Genomic DNA, 20337 nt, shown 5'->3' with positions numbered 1-20337 from the left:
TTTTGTATCCTTTGTACATCTTAACCAATAGTTTCCAGGTGTTTTTCTTGCAAAACGACCATTCGCATCTAGTTTAGCACCGGAAACCTTTACCGTAAGTATGATTTTTTATCATACTCACACCTGCCGCCTCTGTGAAATCGCGGGAACACATTTTGTTGGGCGGCCGCATTTGCGCCCAACCTGTATCCTTTTCCCGCGCAAAACAGTTGTACAAATATAAAAGAGCAGGCGGCCAAGGCAAATGCCTTGGCCGCCTGCCGCACTGCTGGAATCACAGCCGGAACACACAGTTTATGTTCCGCTCTCTCCCGGATTTCTGTTTGGACTTTTTCACCCATCAGCCGCTGATGGGGGTAGACAGGTTGGTCTTAAGGGCGGAGATCTGGTCGGCAGTGAGACCGATGCCGGTCAGATAATCCTCAGCGGCCTTCTGCAGGTCCACCTTGGACAGGTCGGCGCCCTTTTCCAGGCCCGCCAGGTCACGGAGCATACCCACAGCCACCTCGGAGATCAGCTTGTACTGCTCGGAGTTCTTCTCCACATGGTAGTAGTTCTCATAGGACACCATGTAGTCGGCCATGATCTCCTCCTGAGAAGCGCCCATCAGGGCCTCCAGCAGGATGGCGGTAAAGCCGGCCCGGTCCTTACCCTCGGTGCAGTGGAAGGCATAGGGGCCCTCGTGGGCGATCATGAACTGCAGACCGGTCTTGAGCTTGGCCTGGAAGTCGGCGGCCTTATAATCCACGCCCATGTTGAGGGCGATCACATTTCCCGCCTCATAGAGACCCTTGTAGTAGGGAGAATCAAAGCCCTCGGCGGCAAAATAGCCCTGGATGGCCTCGTCATCGTCGGCCAGGTTGACCACGGTCTTGACGCCAGCCTTTTCAATCAGGTCGTCGGCATAGGCAGCCCGGCCGATTTCGGGGTTCACGGGGCTGCTGGTGCGGTAGAGCACGCCCTCGGCAATGTCGCCCACGGTGATGGCGCGGAAGTTGGCAAACACCTCGTCGGAGGCGTAGTCGCTCCGCTCGTTGGTGCGCTCAAGCTGATGGGCCTGATACTGACCCAGGTAACCGGCCTTCTCAGCCAGCGTGAAGGTGACAATGTCGCCCTCCTCCACGCCGTAGGTGCCGGCAAAGTTGCCCATGTTGATGGCAACCACAAGGATGTCGCTCTCCTTATTGTCACGCACCACGCACTCGCCGGTGTTTACATCGCTGTAGGCGGTGCAGAAGGGGATCTCCAGGCTCTGGCCGTTCACAGTCACGTCCAGCACGTCACCCAGCTCCAGGCCCGCGGTATAGAGCACCTCAGGCTTGATATCCAGGTCCAGGTTGCCGTATTTCTCGATGGCGGCCACGCTGCCCACCACGGGCGCCCGGCTCACATCATAGGTGTTGGCGAAGATCGCGCCGTTGACCACCCACACGTCGGAGAAGTCGGGCTTGCCGTCCTTGTTGGGGCAGACCAGGTAATCGCCGTAACCGTGCTCAGAGACAGGATCGTTCACATGGAGCACATCGCCCCAGGCAGTGTTGACGGTGAGACGCACGTCCTTTGGAACAAAGCAGGCAAAGTTGGTGTCGGGTTCAGCCTTGGTCTTCAGATCAATGAAGGTGTCCTTGGAGCTGGTGAAATCCTCCGCCTTGAGGGCAGTACCGTCGGCCTTGGTATAGGTCTCCAGCACCTTGCTCAGCTTGGTGACCCACTGCTCGCCCACAGTACCCTTGAGGACCACGCTCTCCCCGTCATCGGTGGCGGTGTAGTCCACATTCTCCAGGTCGTTGTGGAAGGTGGTATCCTTGGAGACCATCATGCCCTGGATGGTATACTCCGCCTTGCCGGTGAGGAAGAAGTCCTCGGCATGGGCCTTGATGTAGTCCTCGGCGGGAGTCTCAAAGGTGAGCTGGCCAAAGTTCATCAGGATCTGGGCCAGCTCGGAGCGCTGGGCAGTCCCGGTGGGATTGAGTTTGTTCTGGCTGCCGGAGAGGATACCCAGCGCCACAGCCCGCTCCATACCGTCCTTGGCCCAGTCGGCCACGGAGGCGGCATCCGCATAAGTGCTCAGGTCGGCATTGTCGGCCTGAGCGCCCTGGGCGTCGGCGTAATCGGCAAAGACCTTGCCCAGCTCCTGCCGGGTCATGGCCCGTTCGCCGCCGAAGGCGCCCTGGCCCACGCCGGTGGTCAGGCCCTCATCTTCAGCCCAGGCGGCAGCGTCGGCGTACCACTGATCGGAGACATCGTTGAAGGAGGCAGCTTCGGCCACAGCAGGACGGCCCGCCATGTTGTACAGGGTTTGATAGACCATCCCCCGGGTCACGGTGAGAGAGGGGCCAAAGGCGTTATCGCCGGTGCCGTTCATGATTCCCTTTTCAGAGACATAGGAGACGGCAGGGGCATACCAGGCGTCAGAAGCCACGTCAGTAAAGACGGGGGCAGTTCCTTCCGCGGCCATGGCAGGGGCGGAGATGCCCAGCGTCAACGCGGCAGCCAGAGTCAGGGAGAGGAGTTTTTTGCGTTCCTTCATTTCAAACATTCCACCTTTCCACATTTGTATCCCACCACTGTTGGGATACTTCTTCCATGTGCCATAGTAGCAAAACCGACTTAACAATACAAGCACATTCTTGCGGTATCTTCCCTCTTCATTGATAAATACGTTCCATCAGCGTCTTTGGAGACGCTAACTGAAAAAATGACGACAAATATGAAGAACGTACAGTTGCGATGTCAGACTATCTATTTTACTCTAAAAGTGTAAGATAGAGAAAGAAAACTTGGCCAATTTGCACGAACAAACAGGAGTGGATATCGGTGGTGAAAAAAGAGATGGATGATTACAAACAAAAAGGAACCGTTTGGCTCAGAGAGTATAAAAATGAGATTGCAATCACAGTTCTAATCATTGTGATTCTGATCCTATCCCCTATGCTCTCGCCGTTTTTTCTCTCCGGCAGCAACTTGCTGAATCTGCTGCGGCAGACCGCTTATACCGCAATTGCCGCCATTGGAATGTACTTCGTGATCCTCATCGGCGGGATCGATCTCTCCATTGGCGCCACCATTCAGATCATCGGTATGGTCTCCATCACTATGCTGATCAACGGTGTGCCGGTATGGCTGACCATTCTGACTGTACTGGGCATCGGTGTGGCAGTTGGGCTAGTGAACGGACTCTTCGTTACCTACGGCAGACTACAGCCCTTCGTGGTAACACTGGTGACCAAGCAGATTACACTAAACGTGCTGGAGGAGAGCGCCAGAGAAGATGGAACCTGCTATGAGGAGTCCGACGGCCTTATGCGGCAAAAGACACCGACGGAGCTGCTCCAGGTCCTGCTTCAGCGAGAGGCGGCAGCCCAGATTATGACAAAAGAGGCTGAGATCAACGCCCTGCAAAGCCAAATCAATCCTCATTTTCTGTACAACACCTTGGAAACCATCCGCGGCCAGGCCCTGTGCTGTGGGGCCACTTCCATTGCCGATGCTACAAAAGCGCTGGCCGAGATTTTTCGATACAACATCAGTCAAAAAGGGGCCATGATCAGTCTGAAAGAGGAACTGGCCAACATTGACGCCTATATGAGGATACAGAGCATTCGCTTCAATGACCGCTTTACGCTCCACTCCGATGTGGCAGAGGATACCCTCTATATTCAAATTTCCAAACTTCTGGTGCAGCCCGTAATTGAAAATGCCCTGAAGCATGGGCTGGAGGTCAAACGCGGGAAGGGAAATATCTGGATCTCTGCATTTCGCACAGCAAATCGTCTGGAAATTACCGTGGAGGATGACGGCGTAGGGATTTCCCCCACCATTTTGAAAAGGCTGAGTGAAAAACTGGCTCAAGGCCAAGCAGAACGGCTAGGCAGTTCCACCACCTCGAACATCGGCTTGGCTAACATCAATGAGCGGATCAAATTGATTTATGGCACAGATTACGGCGTCACTGTACTAAGCGCAGAGCAGCAGGGCACTCAGGTAATTCTATCGTTAGGTATTCTGTCCTGACATATATGGCAGGTGCAAGGGTAAACCGGGCCTCCGGCCCATATCTACCAGAATAGTTATCAAATATACTTTACTAAAGAAATGCGATATAAAAACAGCAAAACCGTAAGGGAAAACCTTATACAACAAAGCTCCCCAAAAATGAGAAGTCCGTTTTTCGATGAAATAGTTCGAAAAACGGACTTCATTCATGTTTTACTGTTCCAAAAAACGTTTCAGGATTGCGGCAGCTTCTGCTCTCGTTGTATCACCCCGGGGGTCAAGCAAGTTGTTTTCTTTGCCTGAAAGCAGACCATAACCGACGGCCCACGCTACACTTTCTCTTGCCCAACCGGAAACAGCGTCCGCATCAGCAAACACAGTCAGGTCGCCTTGGCTGGCCGTATGGATCCCCTTGTAGTCTGCATAGCGGCTCATGACTGCCGCTATTTCCTCGCGGGTCATATTTTGATCAGGCGCAAATTTCCCATCGGAGACTCCTGTAATGATGCCGTTTTCCGACGCCCAGCAGACAGCATCCGCATAATACGCATCTTCCGCAACATCATCAAACTTCAGCACACTGTTCGTTTGCGGCCAGCCATCCGCCCTGTAAAGTATGGTAATGAACATTGCCCGCGTCAGGAGTTCATTGGGAGCAAACTCAGTGTCGGACACCCCGAAAAACAATCTGTTCTGTTCGGCATAGCAAACGCTGTCAAAATACCAATCTGTCTTATTCACATCGGAGAAGCAAGAAATTTCACCCTTGTCAAAAAGGCTTAAATGCTCAAAAAACAGGTTTGGATCAAAGATGCCGTATCCGCTTTCTGCATCATAGCCTTTTTCGCATATATCCTCACAGCTGGATCGCAAAAAATACCGTATCTGGTGGGGCAAAAGTTCCGGATAAGCTTCAAGGGCGGCAGCAGCATAGGAGGTAATCAGCGCGGCTGAATAGGATGTACCCGTCACCAGTTCGTAATCGTCTGCGTTTTTTATGGAAACAGCATTTACCTTTTCGCCGGAAAAGAGCAAATCCAGCCCGCTTCCGTGACAGGAGAAAGCAGAAGGCTCCAGCGTTTCGTTATGGCTTCCGACGCCGATCACCGTAGAATATGCGGCGGGATAATAGACACTTCCCCCGTCGTTTCCGCAGGCCGATACAATCAAAACGCCCTTCTCTTCCGCATAGTCAACCGCCTTTTTTAATGCTTCGTTTTCCTTCGGTACACCGCTGCTGATATTGATGATCTTGCAGCCGTAGCTGTCAATGGCGTCGTATATGGCGCTGCAAATGGCTTGGATGCCTCCGTTTATGGCGACGCCTGACGGGTACTGTGAATAATATACCAGCGGTACGATCTGGCTCTCACTGGACGGGGAGATGATTTCATTATCCAGCGTGCCGAGAATTAAGCTTGCAACCCTTGTTCCGTGACCGACCTTATCCTCAGTGCCGTCGTGTTCCGAAACATAGTTCTTTCCCTCCAGAATCCGGCTGCTGTCAAGAATATGCTCTTTTTGTGTGACGCCGGTGTCAATCACACCAATTTTAACAGAGGCGGCAAATGCCGCCTCTGTTAAAATTACGATAAGCAATAAGAGTATCAGTATTTTTTTCATAGGCTTATCTGTTCTGAAGCAGGGTATAAATCAGTCTTGTCAGTATGGTTGCGGCTTCTACACGGGCAGCCAGGCCTTGCGGTTTGAAGCTTCCATCCTCGTATCCGATGACGAGTCCCAGATTTCTGGCCGCCACCACAGAATCGTATGCCCAGCTGCTGATCTGCCCATCATCCGTGAATTTACCGGCGGGTTCAGCCTCTATCTGATATCCTTCGTACTTCAAATAGCGGTCTATCATGGTACAAATCTGCTCGCGGGTAATCTTGTCGTTGGGACCGAAATGCTCCGCGTCATATCCCTCGATGATACCGTTGTACGCGGCCCAGGAGACATATTCCTCATACCACGAACCGGCTTCAACGTCGGTGAAGCTGTGGGCATCATAGGTACCCAAATTGCCGTGCATTCTGCCAAGCATCGTTACAAACATTGACCTTGTAAGGTCTCCTTCCGGGACAAACAGGTTGCCTCCCACACCAAGCACCACTTCTCTGGCCGATGCGAAATCCACATAATCGTAAGCCCAGTGGGTCTCCGGAACATCATCGAAGTTGATGCCATCCACAACGGTGATCCTGTAAGTCGCACGGACCGGTGCAATAAACCGGAACACTCCGTCTACAACGGCAGACTTGGCAACTGTGATATAGGTTCTTCCGCCGTCTGTGCTGTACTGTGCCACGACATGATTCTCGTTTTCAACCGGTTTTCTCAACGGATATGTAACAAGTTCGCCTTCCTCGGCAGTTACCGTTGCAATAATATCTGTGACCGAAGTGGTCGGGCGTCCGCTGCTTTTCGCTTTGAAATTGGCTTTTGCTTCTACGGACGTGTTCGGCATGGTAAAGCTGATTGTGGTCGCGCTGGGATCGGATACGGTCACACCCGTGAGGACCCAGCCATTGAAGACATATCCGTTGTCGGGGGTCGCGGTGAGCGTTACCAGATCACCAGGGGCGTATCTTCCGCCGCCCGTAACCTTTCCGCCGATGGTAGAGGTGATTGTTACGCTGCCCTCCTCCAGCGGCGCGCCAAAGGTTACGGCATCGGTCAGGTAGGCGCCCTTGGTAACTTCCAGTCCGCCCTCCACAAAACCCTGGGAATTTCCGCTGATCTCCAGCAGTCCGTCGGCGTCAACATATGCGCTGCCTTCCACCGCGGTACAGTTCCATGTAACGTTGGGACCGGTCAGTCTGAACGTGGTTCCGTCAGGCGTCACGCCCGCAAGGGTGAGGACGACGGTCGTATCATCCGCCGAAGCCGGAATGTTTCCGTTGTCCACGACGTTGCCATTGATCAGCACCTTTACCCGCTGCAGATCCGCCAGGCCGCCGTGGGTGACGGTGGCATACTCCGTCAAGGAGTTCCCCGCCGCGTCTGAAGCAGTGATGCAGAGTTCTCTCTGGGAGGCGTCATTGGGTGCGTAAACGGTAACGTCAAAGCTGAACAGGCCGTCCTGATCTATGGTTCCGCCCAGCTGCGAAACGGTCTTTCCCGAGCACACTTCGACTCCGTCCGATGTGATGGTGAATCGTGCGTCGCTGTCCGTCACACCGCTTACGGTAACCATTCCGTCCTTGTTGTATGTACTTCCGTTGAGCGGCGCGGAGAGCATGAGCCTGGGCGGGGTCGTATCAACCACAAAGGAATAGCTGTACTGGAATCCATCGCCCTGGCCGTCTTTCCCCTTGATGGTGAGGGTATGACCGCCCTCTTTCAGCTCCGTAAGCGGAATGGAGATGCTTGCGGTATCCGTAAAGGTGTCGTACGCTCCGCTTCTGTATCCGTCGCTGTCCGGGGTGAGAGCTCCGTCAACGCCCCATTCTCCCGTTACGTGTTCCGTTACACTGGCCGTAAAGCGGATATCGCTTGCAGTGTAGGTCTCCCTGACAACGGATACTTCCTGCGCAGGGGTACTGGGATCGTTATCATGGTCAGCCATCACGCGCTCCGTGATCTCCTGCTTCTGCACGTCCGCCTGGATCGTCACTTCCGGTGTGGTCATCTCCGGCACGGTGATGGAACTTGTCAACACCTCTTTGCCGTAGACCACCGCGTCGTACGCGCCATTGCCGTCCGAATCCACCAGGCAGTAGGGCGTGACGCCCACCTTGTAGCTCTGTCCGGCGACAAGGCCCTTTTGCTCCTCAACGCCGTTTTCGTCCACACCGGTGTAGCTTCCGCCGATGGTAATGACGGTCGTGCCCGTTTCGCTCTTGGTATATGCAAGTCCGTCAATGTCCGTGGCTGTCCCGTCCGCATAATACACCGTCGCCAGGTATCCCATCGTTTTTGCATCGCCGGTCTGTGCCACGTCCACGCCCAGTTCCAGGTTGCCGGCGGGATAGACGCTGGAGATCACAACTTGCCCCGGCATATTGGCGTTGGTATAGGATATCGGGGAGGTGCTGTAAACCGCGCTGTTGACCTCATCCTCTTTGGAATATACCGCACGAAGGTAATAGGTTCCCGAGGGCAGATCCATAGGCAGAGCCAGCGACGCCGTTGTGCCAGAAAGGGCAGCGGCATCTTCGATGCTGCCAAGGTATCTGACGCCGCTTTCCGCCGCGGGATCCGTATCCTCGGTCAGATAGAAGCTGATCTTGTCCAGCTCCGCCGTCTTCGTTCCGGTCCACGTCACATTCAGCTGATTGCCGCTGATGCTGGCGCTGACTTCCGTCAGTTCGGGGAGAGGATCCACGTTGTAGATCACGGCGTTGGCCTTCGTCATGCCGGTGGAGATGTACCAGTCCTTGCCGTAGTCCGCCAGATCGGTCACGGTGAAGGCGTAAGACGCCTTCTTCGTATTCATATCGAAGGTGAGGTTTGCGTTGGCGCTTTCCATATTCCTGCCGTCATATACAACGATGGGATACGGGGTTCCGGTCATATTTTCGTTGGAATTTACTTTGAACTGGTTGGCGATCTCCCGGGCCTGCTCCAGACTCTCGGCATCGTAATCGATCCGCACGATGGCGGCCGCGCCTTCTGTGTACGCCCCGAGATTGAATTTGTGCAGCAGCAGATCGCCGCTGGACTTGAGTGTCGCGTCAAACAGCTGCGGCAGCTCCGACGTGTCCACAATCTCCGCCGCTTCCATACCGGAAATGTTGGTGCCGATCCGTGCATAGAGGGTCTGGCCCCGTTCCTCATCATAGTATACGGGAATATCCTCGTGTCCCAGCAGTTCCGGGAAGCTGGGCTTGGCAAGGGAATCTCCCGTACCGAAATCCACCGAGTTATCGCCCCAGTAATAGGCGATTCCCACGCGGACAGAAAGGATCTCCACATTGCCCCAGATCTTTTCGGTGCTGATGCCCAGATCTGCTCCGGCCACCGTTGTACCGCCGAAAACCGGCACCGACTCCGGAATGTTCACCGACGCATGGGCAAACATCTCAAAAAACCAGTCCGTGTAGTTCTCTCCGATCAGAACGATGTAGCCTCCGCCCTTGATTACGCCCTGGAACAGATTGACCGAGATGGACGCCTCCAGATCGATGCCGGGATACCACTCCAGCCCCAGGCTGATCTTCTCGATGGCGTCGATGGTACCGAAAATCTTGAGATTCTCCGCCTTCAGACTGATGCCGGTGGCGCCGACAGTCAGTGTGGCCTTGCCGTCCAGAACCTGCACGATACTGAAGCTGGCCGTTACGATCAGCTTGAGCGGCGGCACCGAGTCCGTCATAAAGATGGTGTCGTAAATATCGGAGATTCCGCCGCCGCCGCCCTTGAGCCAGACGACGCCGCAGCCATCGATGTTGAGGCCCGGATTGAACCCACCGATGTAGAAATAGATGTCGTCGGGTACCGGGATGTCGTCGTGGCTCTTGAAGGAGAGCTTCGCCTCCAGCGAAAAGTTGGCAAGCTTCATGCTACCCTTAAATCCGAACGACCAGTCGTTGATGGTGTTGACCTCCAGGGTACCGGTGACCTTGGGCAAGGCGGAAATATAGTTTTGAATGCCGATATCCACCTTAAAGTTCACGCCGATCAGGCCCTCGCCGCATCCGTAGAGAATATCACGGACCATTACGGAGGCGGAAATCTCCTTATTGTCGTCTCCGCTCTCGTCGATGTTCGACCAATCGTATGTCCGGTACAGCGCGTCGTTGTTTGTGTAGATATAGCTGTCAACGCTCTGCGCCTCTTTGTAGTTGCGCCAGAAATCCTTGATCTTCTGCCAGTAGGTGGTCTTGAGGGACTGATCCGGATTTTCGGCAAGGCTCTGGCCAGTGGGTTCCGGGCTCTTGGTAAAGCTCAGATCCAGGCTTGCCGAGAAGGAGATGACCCGGCCGAGTTCCTTCCCGTCGTCGTCCTTCATAACGCCCAGTTCGCCGTATGCCATCTGGAACACCATACCGGCAATGGTCTGACCCGGGCTGTAGGTGGTGGGCCACAGGAGCATAATAGTGTTGTCGTTGAAATTTGGATCCCGGACGCCGTTTTTGTCATAGGGAATCAGAGAAAAGCTCTTTCCCTGTTCCAGCCGCGTGAGTCCCGATTTGCCATTCCAGATGGTGGTACGGGCATTGCTGGTCAAAAGCTCGCCGTCAAATTCCACCACCACATCGGTGAGAGGCTGTCCCTCCGGCACATCCTTGTCATAATACACAGACATGGTGCCGTTTTCGAAGTCCATGGCGCCGTTGATGTTGACGCAGTTGTCGACCTCGTACTCTCTGGTCTCCTGATTGACACGCTTGGTGCTGGTTGCGCTGTAATACGTTCTCTTGGAGCTGTCCTCCAGCGTGTAGGTGGACTTTGAAAATTCACCCCGGAAGATCAGAAGGATCTCGGAATATCCGCCGGCGTCCTGGAACTTCTGGAAGGCTTCCTCGTCCCGGAAGGAGTCGATTTGATAGGTAAAGTCGCCGCCGCTCTGATATTTGGTCACCGTCAGGATGCCGTAGCTGTCGTTTTTGTACTTGACATCCTCCGACACGGTGAAGCTGAGGCAGGATGCCGTCTGATGCTGGTATTCTTTCTGGATTACGGCCTCCGAGACGGCCGCATCGGTCCACTCCAGCTGCAAGTACCAGCTTCCGGGCGCCATCTGGACCGAGTCGTCGATGGCCACATCCATCACGCCGTCCTTGATGCTGATAAACTCGTGGGCGATGGTATGCGACGTCTTTCCGTCCACGCTGCGGGCAACCATATTCCAGTTGCCGCGGTTATCCAGAAGCGCCGGGTTTTTGACCGTTACATACAGATGCCTTGTCCCGGAGGAATAGATGACCTTGGGCGTCATCTCGGTAAAGCTCACCTTGGGAATGCTTCCGTCGGCGCCCGGCAGGAGGATGTAGGCCACTTGCTCTCCCAGTTTCTTCTCTTCCACGATGGCGCCCTGGGTCTCCGACGTGTCATAGATGCCGATGGTGATCCGCTCATAGGCCGCCGTATCGGTTACTTGGGCCTGGAAATACAGGGTTTTGGAGTTGATATCCCCCACCTTCACATCGGCGTAGGTAATGATGAATGGATCGGTGGAACCGAACTGGGAATTGTTTTCCGCGCCCATGTCTCCCAGCGAGCGCAGATTCTCGGTGGTTCTGACCACCAAAGAAATGTTCTCATAATTCTGGGCGGTGTCGGAGGCGTAGTTTTCAAAGGTGACGCCGGCTGCAAAATCCGCAATGCCCTGGTCCGTCTGCCGGACATAATCGTCTCCCGCGTCATTCAGCGTAAGGCGCAGCGGAGCGGACACGTCGACGGTCATTTTTTCTGCCGCGGAGACATCCTTGTGGGAATACACGCCGTAATAGGTCACCATGCTTACGGGCGTGCTGCCCACGCTGCCCAGATCGTAATAGAGGGCGTATGCGCTGTCCGCCGTCAGATAATCGTTCTGGGTCTTGGTAAAGTCCATGGAACTGTCCGGCACAAAATCAAACAGGGACGCGGCCAGATTGTTCCAGTGGCCAAAGGCCGCCCGATAGGGCATGGCCTGGGGACTGTTGACCGAATAGGCGGCAATTGCCGGGTCAAAAACGTTGTCAAGGCAATAGAAGTTCTGCGGAATGGGGTAGGCAGTACCATCCAAAATCTGCTCGGTGGAGATGGCGTGGGTGACCGACTCCTCGTCTACCGCCTGATAGGTTCCGAAATCGTAGCCGCCCAAGGCGGTGTCCCAAAGGACACGCGCCTTGATGTTGGCGTTGCTACCGCTGCTGTTGGTGGCACTCAGGGAGATCGAAACCATGCCGTGCTCGTTGGAGCTATCATTGGCCAGGGAGATGGTCTGGGTAAAGGTGTAGCTTCCCACAGACCAGACGGCAACAATGTCGCTGTTTTCCGTGGCCTGGGTCACGGAAACGCCCTGGTGACTGGGGTCGCTGCTGTCCCCGTACTTGCCGCCGAAAATATAGTCGGAGACTGTCCCGTCCGCTTCTGTGACACGGAACGAAACAAAGGAGGTGTCATACTCGCCCGTGTGATAGAGCAGATCTTTATTGTTGTCCGACTTCTTCAGTGAGTCACCGTTGACCGTATTGACAACAAACCCGCCGTTTTCCTTGGAGACCTGCACCCGGATATAGCCGTTATCCAGGGAGTAGGCCTCATGTTCTGCTGCCAGCGCGGCGACTCCCTCCAGAGGCACGATCCCCAGAAGCAGAACCACGCAAAGCAAACACGATAGGATCCTTTTCATATTTTCGCCCCCTTACGCTTCTACATAGAGAATTGCGCGGAATGTCATTCTGCTCTGCGTAATGACAGATACCGTATAGAACCCCGGGGTAATGGTGAAATTGCCGTCGTCATCGATCTGAACGTCTGCACGCTTGTTCTTGATCTGACCGATGGTCAAAATACCCTTGCTGATTTTCACCGTATACGGTTCCAGGACACCGGGCGCGATGTTCTGGATATGGGAGACCTGGATGTTATGGGTCCCTGCCTTGAGTACGGTCGTGCCTTCCGGCTCGATCAGTGTGCCGTCGAGATAAATTCCGGGGTTGTTCTTGTCGTAGACCGAGACGTAGCGGACCGCGGTGGCTACATTCCCCGCCTGGTCCTGCACCGTGTACGTCACGCTGTAGATGCCGACCTCCGCGAGATTGACGGCGCTTGCGTCGTAAGTCCAGTTTTCCACCATGGCCTGGCTTTCGGGCTCCCAGGCCGTGACGCCTGCGTCCAGGGCGGCCGTAAGCTCTGCCTGAGCGCTGTCCTGGCGGATGCGGATGGTGCCGCCGACAAAGCTGATGGCCGGGGGCGTGCGGTCGATGTTCCCCACGGGGATGTTGGTCACGCTTTCATTGCCGGCCAGATCCGTCGCAATCACAGAATATACGCCGTTTTTGCTAAAGGAAAGTTCATGGGTCCCGTCGGCCTGCAAGGTGTATTCCTTCCCGTCCACCGTCAGGGTACAGTCTTCGTCCACGGTCACCGTGAGCTTCTGGTCCGTACTGGTGACGGGCAGCTCCGCCGGGTCGGGGGTAAAGGTCAGCTTGGGCGCCGTCCGGTCAATGTTGCTCACCGTAACCTTTGCCACCGCGCGGTTGCCCGCCTCGTCCACAAACAGATACTCGAAGGTGCCGTTCTGGGTGATGGTGACCTCCAGCGGCGTCTCGTCGTCATAGATGACGCCCGCCTTGCCGGCGGTGGAACAGAGGACGCTCTTGTCCGGCGTCATGGTCACGGCCACCGCAAAGGGGACGTTATACCCGCTCCGTTTCAGCTCCGTGGTCTTCACGTCCACGGTGGGAACCACCTTGTCGATGGTTTCCTCCGGCAGATACACTTCGGCTTCTGTGCTTTTGCCGTTGGGGGCCGGAACCTGGAACCTGAGGCCGATCCCGCCCTGCTCGAAGCACACCGTCAGACCGTTGGAGGTGACCGTATAGCTGGCGTGGCAGTTCTCGATATCCTTGATGTTTCCGGTGGGAAGCTCGGTCCAATCCGATCCGTTGTAGGAATAGTGGGTCAGCTTGACTTCTTCCACGTCAAGGGCCTTGTTGGATGTGATATGTGCGTAGACCGAGGTATTGACCGGCGTTTGGGTGTACCAGCTGGAGTCCACCTGGCCGTCGTTTGAAAGATACGGCGGCGTCCATGTGGTGGTAAGCGTCGGCGGGTCGGAGTCAATGCCGGTGATTTCCACCTTTGCACTGTCGCCCATGTTGCCCACATGGTCCTGGAAGAGCAGTTCCTCCGTGGCGTTCTCCTTGAATACCTTCTTGTACCAGCCCGCGTATTCTCCCGTGGTCTCCCGCTCCAGGCTGCCGTTCAAGATCGTCACAGAAGCGTTCTGGAGATTCGTACCATTGTCGATCTCCGTGTCGTCATTAGCCTTGTCGGTGAATTTCACATAGACGGTCTGCTCATAGAGGCCGCTGTGCACAATCTTCTGCTCCGCCACGGGCTTGGTGGTGTCAAACCAGTGTTTCAGATCCGCTGCCCGGATCGTGATGCAGGAGAAGTTGTCGTCTCCGGCCGCAGTTTCCCCGGACGCATTGTCCACCACCGCGATGGTGAAGTCGGCAGCCAGGTCCGCAGAAACGGTGACCGTGTTTCCGGAGATGCTTACCCCGGGCACAGTATCGCTTACCGCCTCGCTGTATGTAAGGGAGGCAGGCGGGCTGTTCAGCACCACGATCTTGTAGCTGGAGTAGTCCGTAGCGCCGACCTTCAGGCTGTATCCCTGTACGTAACCGATGCTTGTAAACTCGTTTGCAACATCGTTTGCCGCCGTATCCTTGGAGAAGGCGCCCGCGGCGGTGTAGTTGTTGAAGCGCTTGGCGTAGACGTCCACCACCACGGTGGGCGCGGTCGTGTCGGCGTAGGGCTCCGGCGGCTTGGCAAAGGTAATGCCGTAGTCCGCGAGATCCACCACAAGGCTGCCCTCGTTGCCAAAGTCGTCCACATATTGGAACTGGTAGGAGCAGTCGGTATCCTGGTAGCTAAATCTCACCTTCGCGTCGGTGCCGCCGGTGGGCGAGACATAGCGGCTGGTTTTGTAGGATACCTCCACATAGCTTGTGGTCTCGATGCCGTCGGGGAATTCTTCCAGCAGTTCCTCGGCCGTATACTCCTGGCCGAACTGGTCGAAGTAGAACCTGGGCTCCGCCTCCGGCGCACCGTCAATCATGTTGTCAATGTGGATAGTCAGCACATCCGCCCGCTGATAGTAGCCCTGGTTATACAGCTCATCCCGGGAATAGGCTCTATCATAAACGAACACCATGATGGTTCCGTTTTCCTGGCGGGTGATGGTCCGTTCCTTGGTGGGCAGGGACTCCCAGTTGGCATCGGAGATGGCCTGGATTTGTCCGTTGCCAAGATCCTTCCAGAACATGAAGGCCCGCTCGGTGTCCTCCACGCTCATGCGCGCCGTAACGGAAATGACCTCCTTGGTATAGGTCTCCGGCGAGATGGTCAGCTCCACGCCGTACTCGCCGAATACATCTTCCAGCACCAGCTCCTGGGTATAAAGGGTGCCGAAAATATCATAGAAGGAGATCTCGGTGGTGCCGTCCTGGGTCACGGGGAAGCCGTCGATCCACTCCGTCTGATAGCCGGTGGGCTCGGGCAGAATCCAGGATTTTTCGGGCTGCACCGGCACATTGAAGGGCAGCATCAGCGCATAGTCATAGCCGGTGCCGATCTGCTGATATTCCGGCTGTACGCTGCCGCTGTCTACAACATGGGGCTTGGTATTGGTGGCGGTGACATCTTTGATCTCGGTGGTGCCGGTATGGCCGAACTTGTCGGTGGCCTCCACCGTCACGTCAAACTTGATCTCCGCGTCATCGCTCTCTTCCAGAAGGTATTTGGCGGCGCCGTAAATCGTGACGTCCAGATAACCGTCTGAGGTTACTTTTGGCATGACCGCCTCCACCCGGTAGATGCCCGTGCTACTGACATTCTCCGCTTCCCAGAGGAACTCCATGTCATCCTCCGGGGTGATCTCACCCCAGTAGTCGTCGAATTCGTCGATGGCCAGTTCAAAGGTTGCCTGCTGTCCTTCTGCGTCTCCACTCACATCCGGTTGTTCCACTCCCAGCCGCTGGGAATAGGCCTCGTCGAAGATGAGCTTCAGATCAATGGTGCCGTCCATCAGATAGGTGGTCAGCGACAGGTCCGTGATCCGGAGCTTGATCTGATACGTTCCGTCAGACTCCGTGCTGCCCTGGGACGTAATCACCGGAGCGTCCTCGTCCCGATAGACATTGAAATATTCCTCAAAATAATAGATGCTTCCATAGGTATTGAGCGCGTAGAAATAATACCACTTATGTCCGGGGGCTGCATCGCAGCGATAGGTGCCGTCGGCCTGGGGGAGCAGTTCCAGTTTGTTGGTCCCGTCGCTTGTAAAAATCCGCACTCCCTCCATGGACTGGCCCTCATCCGGAGTAAAGACCAGCGTATTGTCGTCGGAAATCGTCACCTGCGTGTCCGCATCCTTCTGGGTCGAGAGCGTGCCGGACACATCCAGCCAGGAAGGATAGATGGTGTAATACTTGATTTCCGACTTTTTCCCGTTGGAGAGTACAGTCCGCACCGCGATCACGTTGTTGGTATTCCGGATCAGGCACAGGGGTGCATCGCCTTCGGCTCCCGGATCTGCGGGGTCGATACCGGCCACATATTCCGCGGCGCCTTCTTCATCGAGGATCGTGAGGTCCAGGCCCCGCGTCGAGCCGCTCCTGTAAATGGCGGCAGTGTCTTCCGTCTGTCCTGCCGTGACATTCCAGATCAGCTGATCCGTGTACAGGTACATGGTTCCGCTCGTTTGAATATTCTCTGTTGTCAGATAGATCTTGTGCTTGTCGTATGGTCCTCCCCAATATCGGTCTGTTTCATTGGAGACCGGCAGATAAATCACATCTCCGCCAGGCTCAACCTCCTGCTCCTGAATACCTGTGGAATATGCCATATCATGATTGACGGAATCGCACTCCATCTTCAGAGAGGTGATGCCGAACTCCGACGGATCGGGGGCGGTCCGCCCGTCAAGATACTTCGTCTCACTGGCGCGATAGAGGTACAAACCGTTTTGCCCGCTGTTTTTTGCCTGAAGATTCACCTGGAGATAGAAGGACCCCGTTGTCGTGTACTCTCCCGCCGGCAGGGTGATGGTCTGTTTTGCCTGGGGCTTCAACGGAATATACAACGTTTCAAAATCAGCACTGATTCCCCATACCATCACATAGGATTTATCAAAATTGATGAGATCATAGCCCCATTCCGGCATACCATCACCCAGGTCGATCTCATAGGTCAGGCCCTCCAGAGTGGAGAGCATCGGCTCCGAGGTATAGTAGTAATAGGAATTGTCGGTGGGATCAGGAATGTCGCTCACGGGAGTGATGCTGATATCGGGGAAGAAGTTTTGTCCTTCTTTGAACGGCGTGACCGCGCGGATGGTGTAGCTTTCCTCGCTGACCTCATAGGAAACATTTCCTGCCTGGGTCACACATTCGTTTTCATCAAAAGCAAACGCACCCTTTACGCCGGCAATGATGTAGAACTGATAATCGCCGGTGCGGTATCCGAAGGTTTGAGAATACGGCTCGCTTCCGTCATTGAGCAGGTAATTGTTCAAATATTCGATGTCCGTATCCGTTTTCTCCAGAACAATAAAGTTCCTTCTGTCATCCGACTGTACTTTATACCATTTTTCGTCATCATACGTCATTCCGCCCTCGGTGCAGGCGTAGTACTCATTGTCCTTACCCGGCACCGGATGCAGGCCCAGCAGGAAGCCGCCGGAGCCCTCTTGGGGTTGGTAATAGATATAAAAATCGGTGGCGTAGTCTTTATTTGTGCTGACGCTGTACGCGATCTCTTTCAGATTGTACCGATGCGCGCCCAGACCGTATACCACTTCATTGCCGTTTTTGTCCGAGACCTTGACCCAGAGATATTTGTTGAAATCCTCGCCGGTTTTCACGTTTTCGGTGATGGTAATCGTGGCGGAGGTCTGGTCGAGAATATCCTCCGCCGGCACCTGGTCGATGTCCTCGGCAGCCGGCTCTTGGTCGCTGTCCGTCCACAGATAACGGGCCTCATTCAGGGCGGTGGCTTCCTTGAGGTTGACCTTTACGGTCAATTCGCCGCCTGTATCGGTAAGTTCTCTGGTCACCTCGCCCAATTCGGCCGTGGGATAGGTGTTGTCCCAGAGGGCGTCGATGGCAAAGGTGGCTGTGCTCTCGTTGCCGGCATAATCCATCACCTGGAAGTCCAGCTCTGTATCCAGCACCTCATAGGTGACATCGTCCACCTGCTTGATATGCAGGTATTGGGTTCCCTCCACCTGGGTAAATTTCCAGTAGCCATTGTTTATAAGGGCTCTTGTCCACTCCGTCGGCTCCTCGGCCGAAGAGGTGACTGCGTAGTCGAAGGCCATGAAGGAATAGGTGTCCGTTCCCTTGCGCCATCTGAAGTAGCCGTTCAGTCCGTTGGTCCCGGACCCATCGTCCTTGATGGTAAACGGGACGTAGAAACCGCTGCCGTCCTCATAGGGTACAACAAGATATACGTCATCCGATTGCCCCATCGTGGTGGTGATCTCCGGTTTCACCACATCCAGATACAGGGTCGTGGTATTTTTGCTGTTTACATCATCGGCGGAAACCGACAGCGTATTCCCAGCCAAATCATAGACCGCTCTATCGAATCTAATGCTCTCGATGCGGATGATGCCGTCCGCGTCCTCGCAGGTCATGTTCTCTTCCATGGTTAGCGTGCCCAGGGTAATATAGGTCACATTTCCCTTGGACGGGCCATGGCCCTCCCCGCCCTGGCCTGCGGCGGTCTTGATCACGCTTGTGCTGGTCAGCGTGACGGGGTTCCCATCCTGGGTCAGGTTCGTGGTGGCCGTGAGACCGGTGTACTCTCCCTCGGCAAGATCCAGAACCTCGCTGAAGCTCAGGCCGAAGTCCACGCTGTCGCCCACGCCCAGGTGGGTGTCGCTGTTATCGGCATCGTTGGAACCGGTCATCGCTTTGATGTTTGCGTTGTTGGCGGTGACGGTGGCGCTGATCTTGGAAAGGGCTGGAGCCTTGGTATCAATGTAGCTTTCCGTCACGTTATAGGTTCTGTCCGACTCCCGCATACCGTTGCCGGCGATGTCGGTGATGTACGACGTGGCTTTGGTGTAGCCGATGTCGTTGGAGTTGCTGAGCCCTTCGGTGGAGAGGGTGAAGCTCTCGTCCTCGAAAACCACCTTGAGGTCACATTCCTTCATCAGCGGGCTGAAGTCCACGCTGGTGATCGTCTTCTCCATGGCCGCGCTGTCGGCGGGGACCGTGTAGGAGAAATACAGCGTGTCGTAGTCCAGCTTGGTCAGCATGGCCTTGGGATACTTGTCGGAGCTGAGCCCTTCGATGGCAAGGCCCACATACAGATCGTCATGGGCAGCGCTGTCATCGGCAAAGCGGATGGGCTCGTCAAATTTGACTTCCAGATTCACCACATCGCCGGCTTTCAAAATCCGGTTGTCAATGCCGGTTACCGAATCGATGGACGGCGCGTTGTTGTCCATATAGGTGATGACCGGCTTGGTCAACGACGCGTCGCCTTGGCACTTGCAGCTTTTATTGCCGCCGTCGTAATAGGTGCCCTGCAAGCTGACGGCAAAGTATACCTTGGGAGAAACTTCGTCGCTATTGTAAGCGACCGTGCTGTAGCCAGTGGAAAGGCGTTCCGTGTCTTTTGCCATGTCCCGGCTGTTGATGAAGAGGGAGGGATTGTACCGAGTGCCCCTAACCCAGTATCGATAGGACAGCATGACAGCCGTGGTAACATTGGCCGTATTGTTTTTCAGATTAAAAAGTCCCGACTTCCAGGAATGCTGATGCTTGTAATTGTGAAAGGAAGCCGAGATGGAGGTTTGCAGGTTGTTGCCCTTCATCCGCAGTTGGCCAATGTCCACGTTCTTCATATTGATCTGCGCGCTCGCATTGACCAGATTGTTTTCAAAGGATAAGTTGAACAGGCTGCGTTTGGTGGCCGCGTTGAACTTGCTGTCTGCGCTGATTTCCCGGTTATACAGCTTTTCGTCGATGCCGGTCTGTGCGTTATAAATGGCCACCTCCGGCTTAAGGCGCGTATATGCCACATCTCCCGCCGCCAGGGCAGGGATCGACACCGTCGGCAGGAGCAGAATCAGCTGCACAACCGCCAGCAGTGCCGCCAGAATCCGCTTTGGCCTTACCCGCCCTTTTTTCCCCATTGTGTTCCTCATCATCGCACCCTCCTTCTCATGCTTTCCTGTTCTTCTCATGTCCGCACACGCCAAGCAAAGTGTTCGAAAACGGTCTGTAAAAACGGCAGGAGCCGCAGTCGATCAGACCCTCGCCTGCGTCCCTGTGTTCGCCGAAGGGACAGGCATCTTCCAGCGTCAGCATGATTGGATGCCCCTCCGGCGTATAGATGGGATGTTCCAGAAAGTCCGGGTATACTTCCATGTATTTTCCAGATTTTTCGTCATACTGAAGCGGAATCGTGAGTGTTGCGCCTTCGACCTGATATGTTTTTGCCTTTTCCACACGCCAACTCTCCTTTCCTGTTTCGTATGGTTTTATCATACCATGGATCCATATTTTTGAAACCACCCGTTTGGGGGTGAAAAATGGGTAGGTACAGTGAATTGTCAAACTAAGTGCAACAGGAATTGAGTTCGAAGTCCCATAATTCCTGGGCAGAATGGAAATTCAAAACTTTGCGAGGCCTGGCGTTAATTAACGCCAGGTTTCGTTTTAG

The 20337-nt window shown here is 54.9% G+C and carries 6 protein-coding genes; 1 reads left to right on the top strand and 5 read right to left on the bottom strand.

Going from position 1 to position 20337, the window contains the following annotated elements; genetic code table 11:
• Positions 1-340 precede the first annotated feature (340 nt).
• On the bottom strand, positions 341-2530 hold the full coding sequence (locus tag B5F94_RS05315; RefSeq protein ID WP_158100256.1) for an S-layer homology domain-containing protein: 2190 nt from the start codon (positions 2528-2530) through the stop codon (positions 341-343).
• 287 nt (positions 2531-2817) lie between these two features.
• On the opposite strand from B5F94_RS05315, the gene B5F94_RS05310 reads away from it, so the two are divergent.
• Positions 2818-4014 carry a histidine kinase gene (locus B5F94_RS05310; RefSeq protein WP_087328499.1) on the top strand — a complete coding sequence of 399 codons (1197 nt, stop codon included), beginning with the start codon at positions 2818-2820 and terminating at the stop codon, positions 4012-4014.
• Positions 4015-4209: 195 nt separating this feature from the next.
• On the opposite strand, the gene B5F94_RS05305 is transcribed toward B5F94_RS05310, so the two are convergent.
• Genes B5F94_RS05305 through B5F94_RS05290 form a run of 4 tightly spaced genes read right to left on the bottom strand, consistent with a single transcriptional unit; the run spans position 4210 to position 20123 of the window.
• Positions 4210-5619, bottom strand: coding sequence for a S8 family peptidase (locus B5F94_RS05305; RefSeq protein ID WP_087328496.1), 1410 nt, complete (start codon positions 5617-5619; stop codon positions 4210-4212).
• A gap of 4 nt (positions 5620-5623) precedes the next feature.
• Positions 5624-12280 (bottom strand): S-layer homology domain-containing protein, encoded by a 6657-nt coding sequence (locus B5F94_RS05300; protein ID WP_087328493.1) that lies wholly within the window; start codon positions 12278-12280, stop codon positions 5624-5626.
• A gap of 12 nt (positions 12281-12292) precedes the next feature.
• Positions 12293-19819 carry an immunoglobulin-like domain-containing protein gene (locus B5F94_RS05295; RefSeq protein ID WP_087328490.1) on the bottom strand — a complete coding sequence of 2509 codons (7527 nt, stop codon included), beginning with the start codon at positions 19817-19819 and terminating at the stop codon, positions 12293-12295.
• A gap of 16 nt (positions 19820-19835) precedes the next feature.
• Complete coding sequence (locus B5F94_RS05290; RefSeq protein WP_087328489.1) at positions 19836-20123, bottom strand: hypothetical protein; 288 nt, start codon at positions 20121-20123, stop codon at positions 19836-19838.
• Positions 20124-20337 lie beyond the last annotated feature (214 nt).

It is taken from the genome of Flavonifractor sp. An4 (assembly GCF_002161755.1).
Taxonomy (GTDB): domain Bacteria; phylum Bacillota; class Clostridia; order Oscillospirales; family Oscillospiraceae; genus Flavonifractor; species Flavonifractor avicola.
This window is presented reverse-complemented; position numbering and strand designations above follow the sequence as displayed.

Excerpts from the sequence above, each read along its gene's own strand:
- B5F94_RS05315 (WP_158100256.1), bottom strand. The coding sequence starts at position 2,530 with ATGAAGGAACGCAAAAAACTCCTCTCCCTGACTCTGGCTGCCGCGTTG.
- B5F94_RS05305 (WP_087328496.1), bottom strand. The coding sequence starts at position 5,619 with ATGAAAAAAATACTGATACTCTTATTGCTTATCGTAATTTTAACAGAG.
- B5F94_RS05300 (WP_087328493.1), bottom strand. The coding sequence starts at position 12,280 with ATGAAAAGGATCCTATCGTGTTTGCTTTGCGTGGTTCTGCTTCTGGGG.
- B5F94_RS05295 (WP_087328490.1), bottom strand. The coding sequence starts at position 19,819 with ATGAGGAACACAATGGGGAAAAAAGGGCGGGTAAGGCCAAAGCGGATT.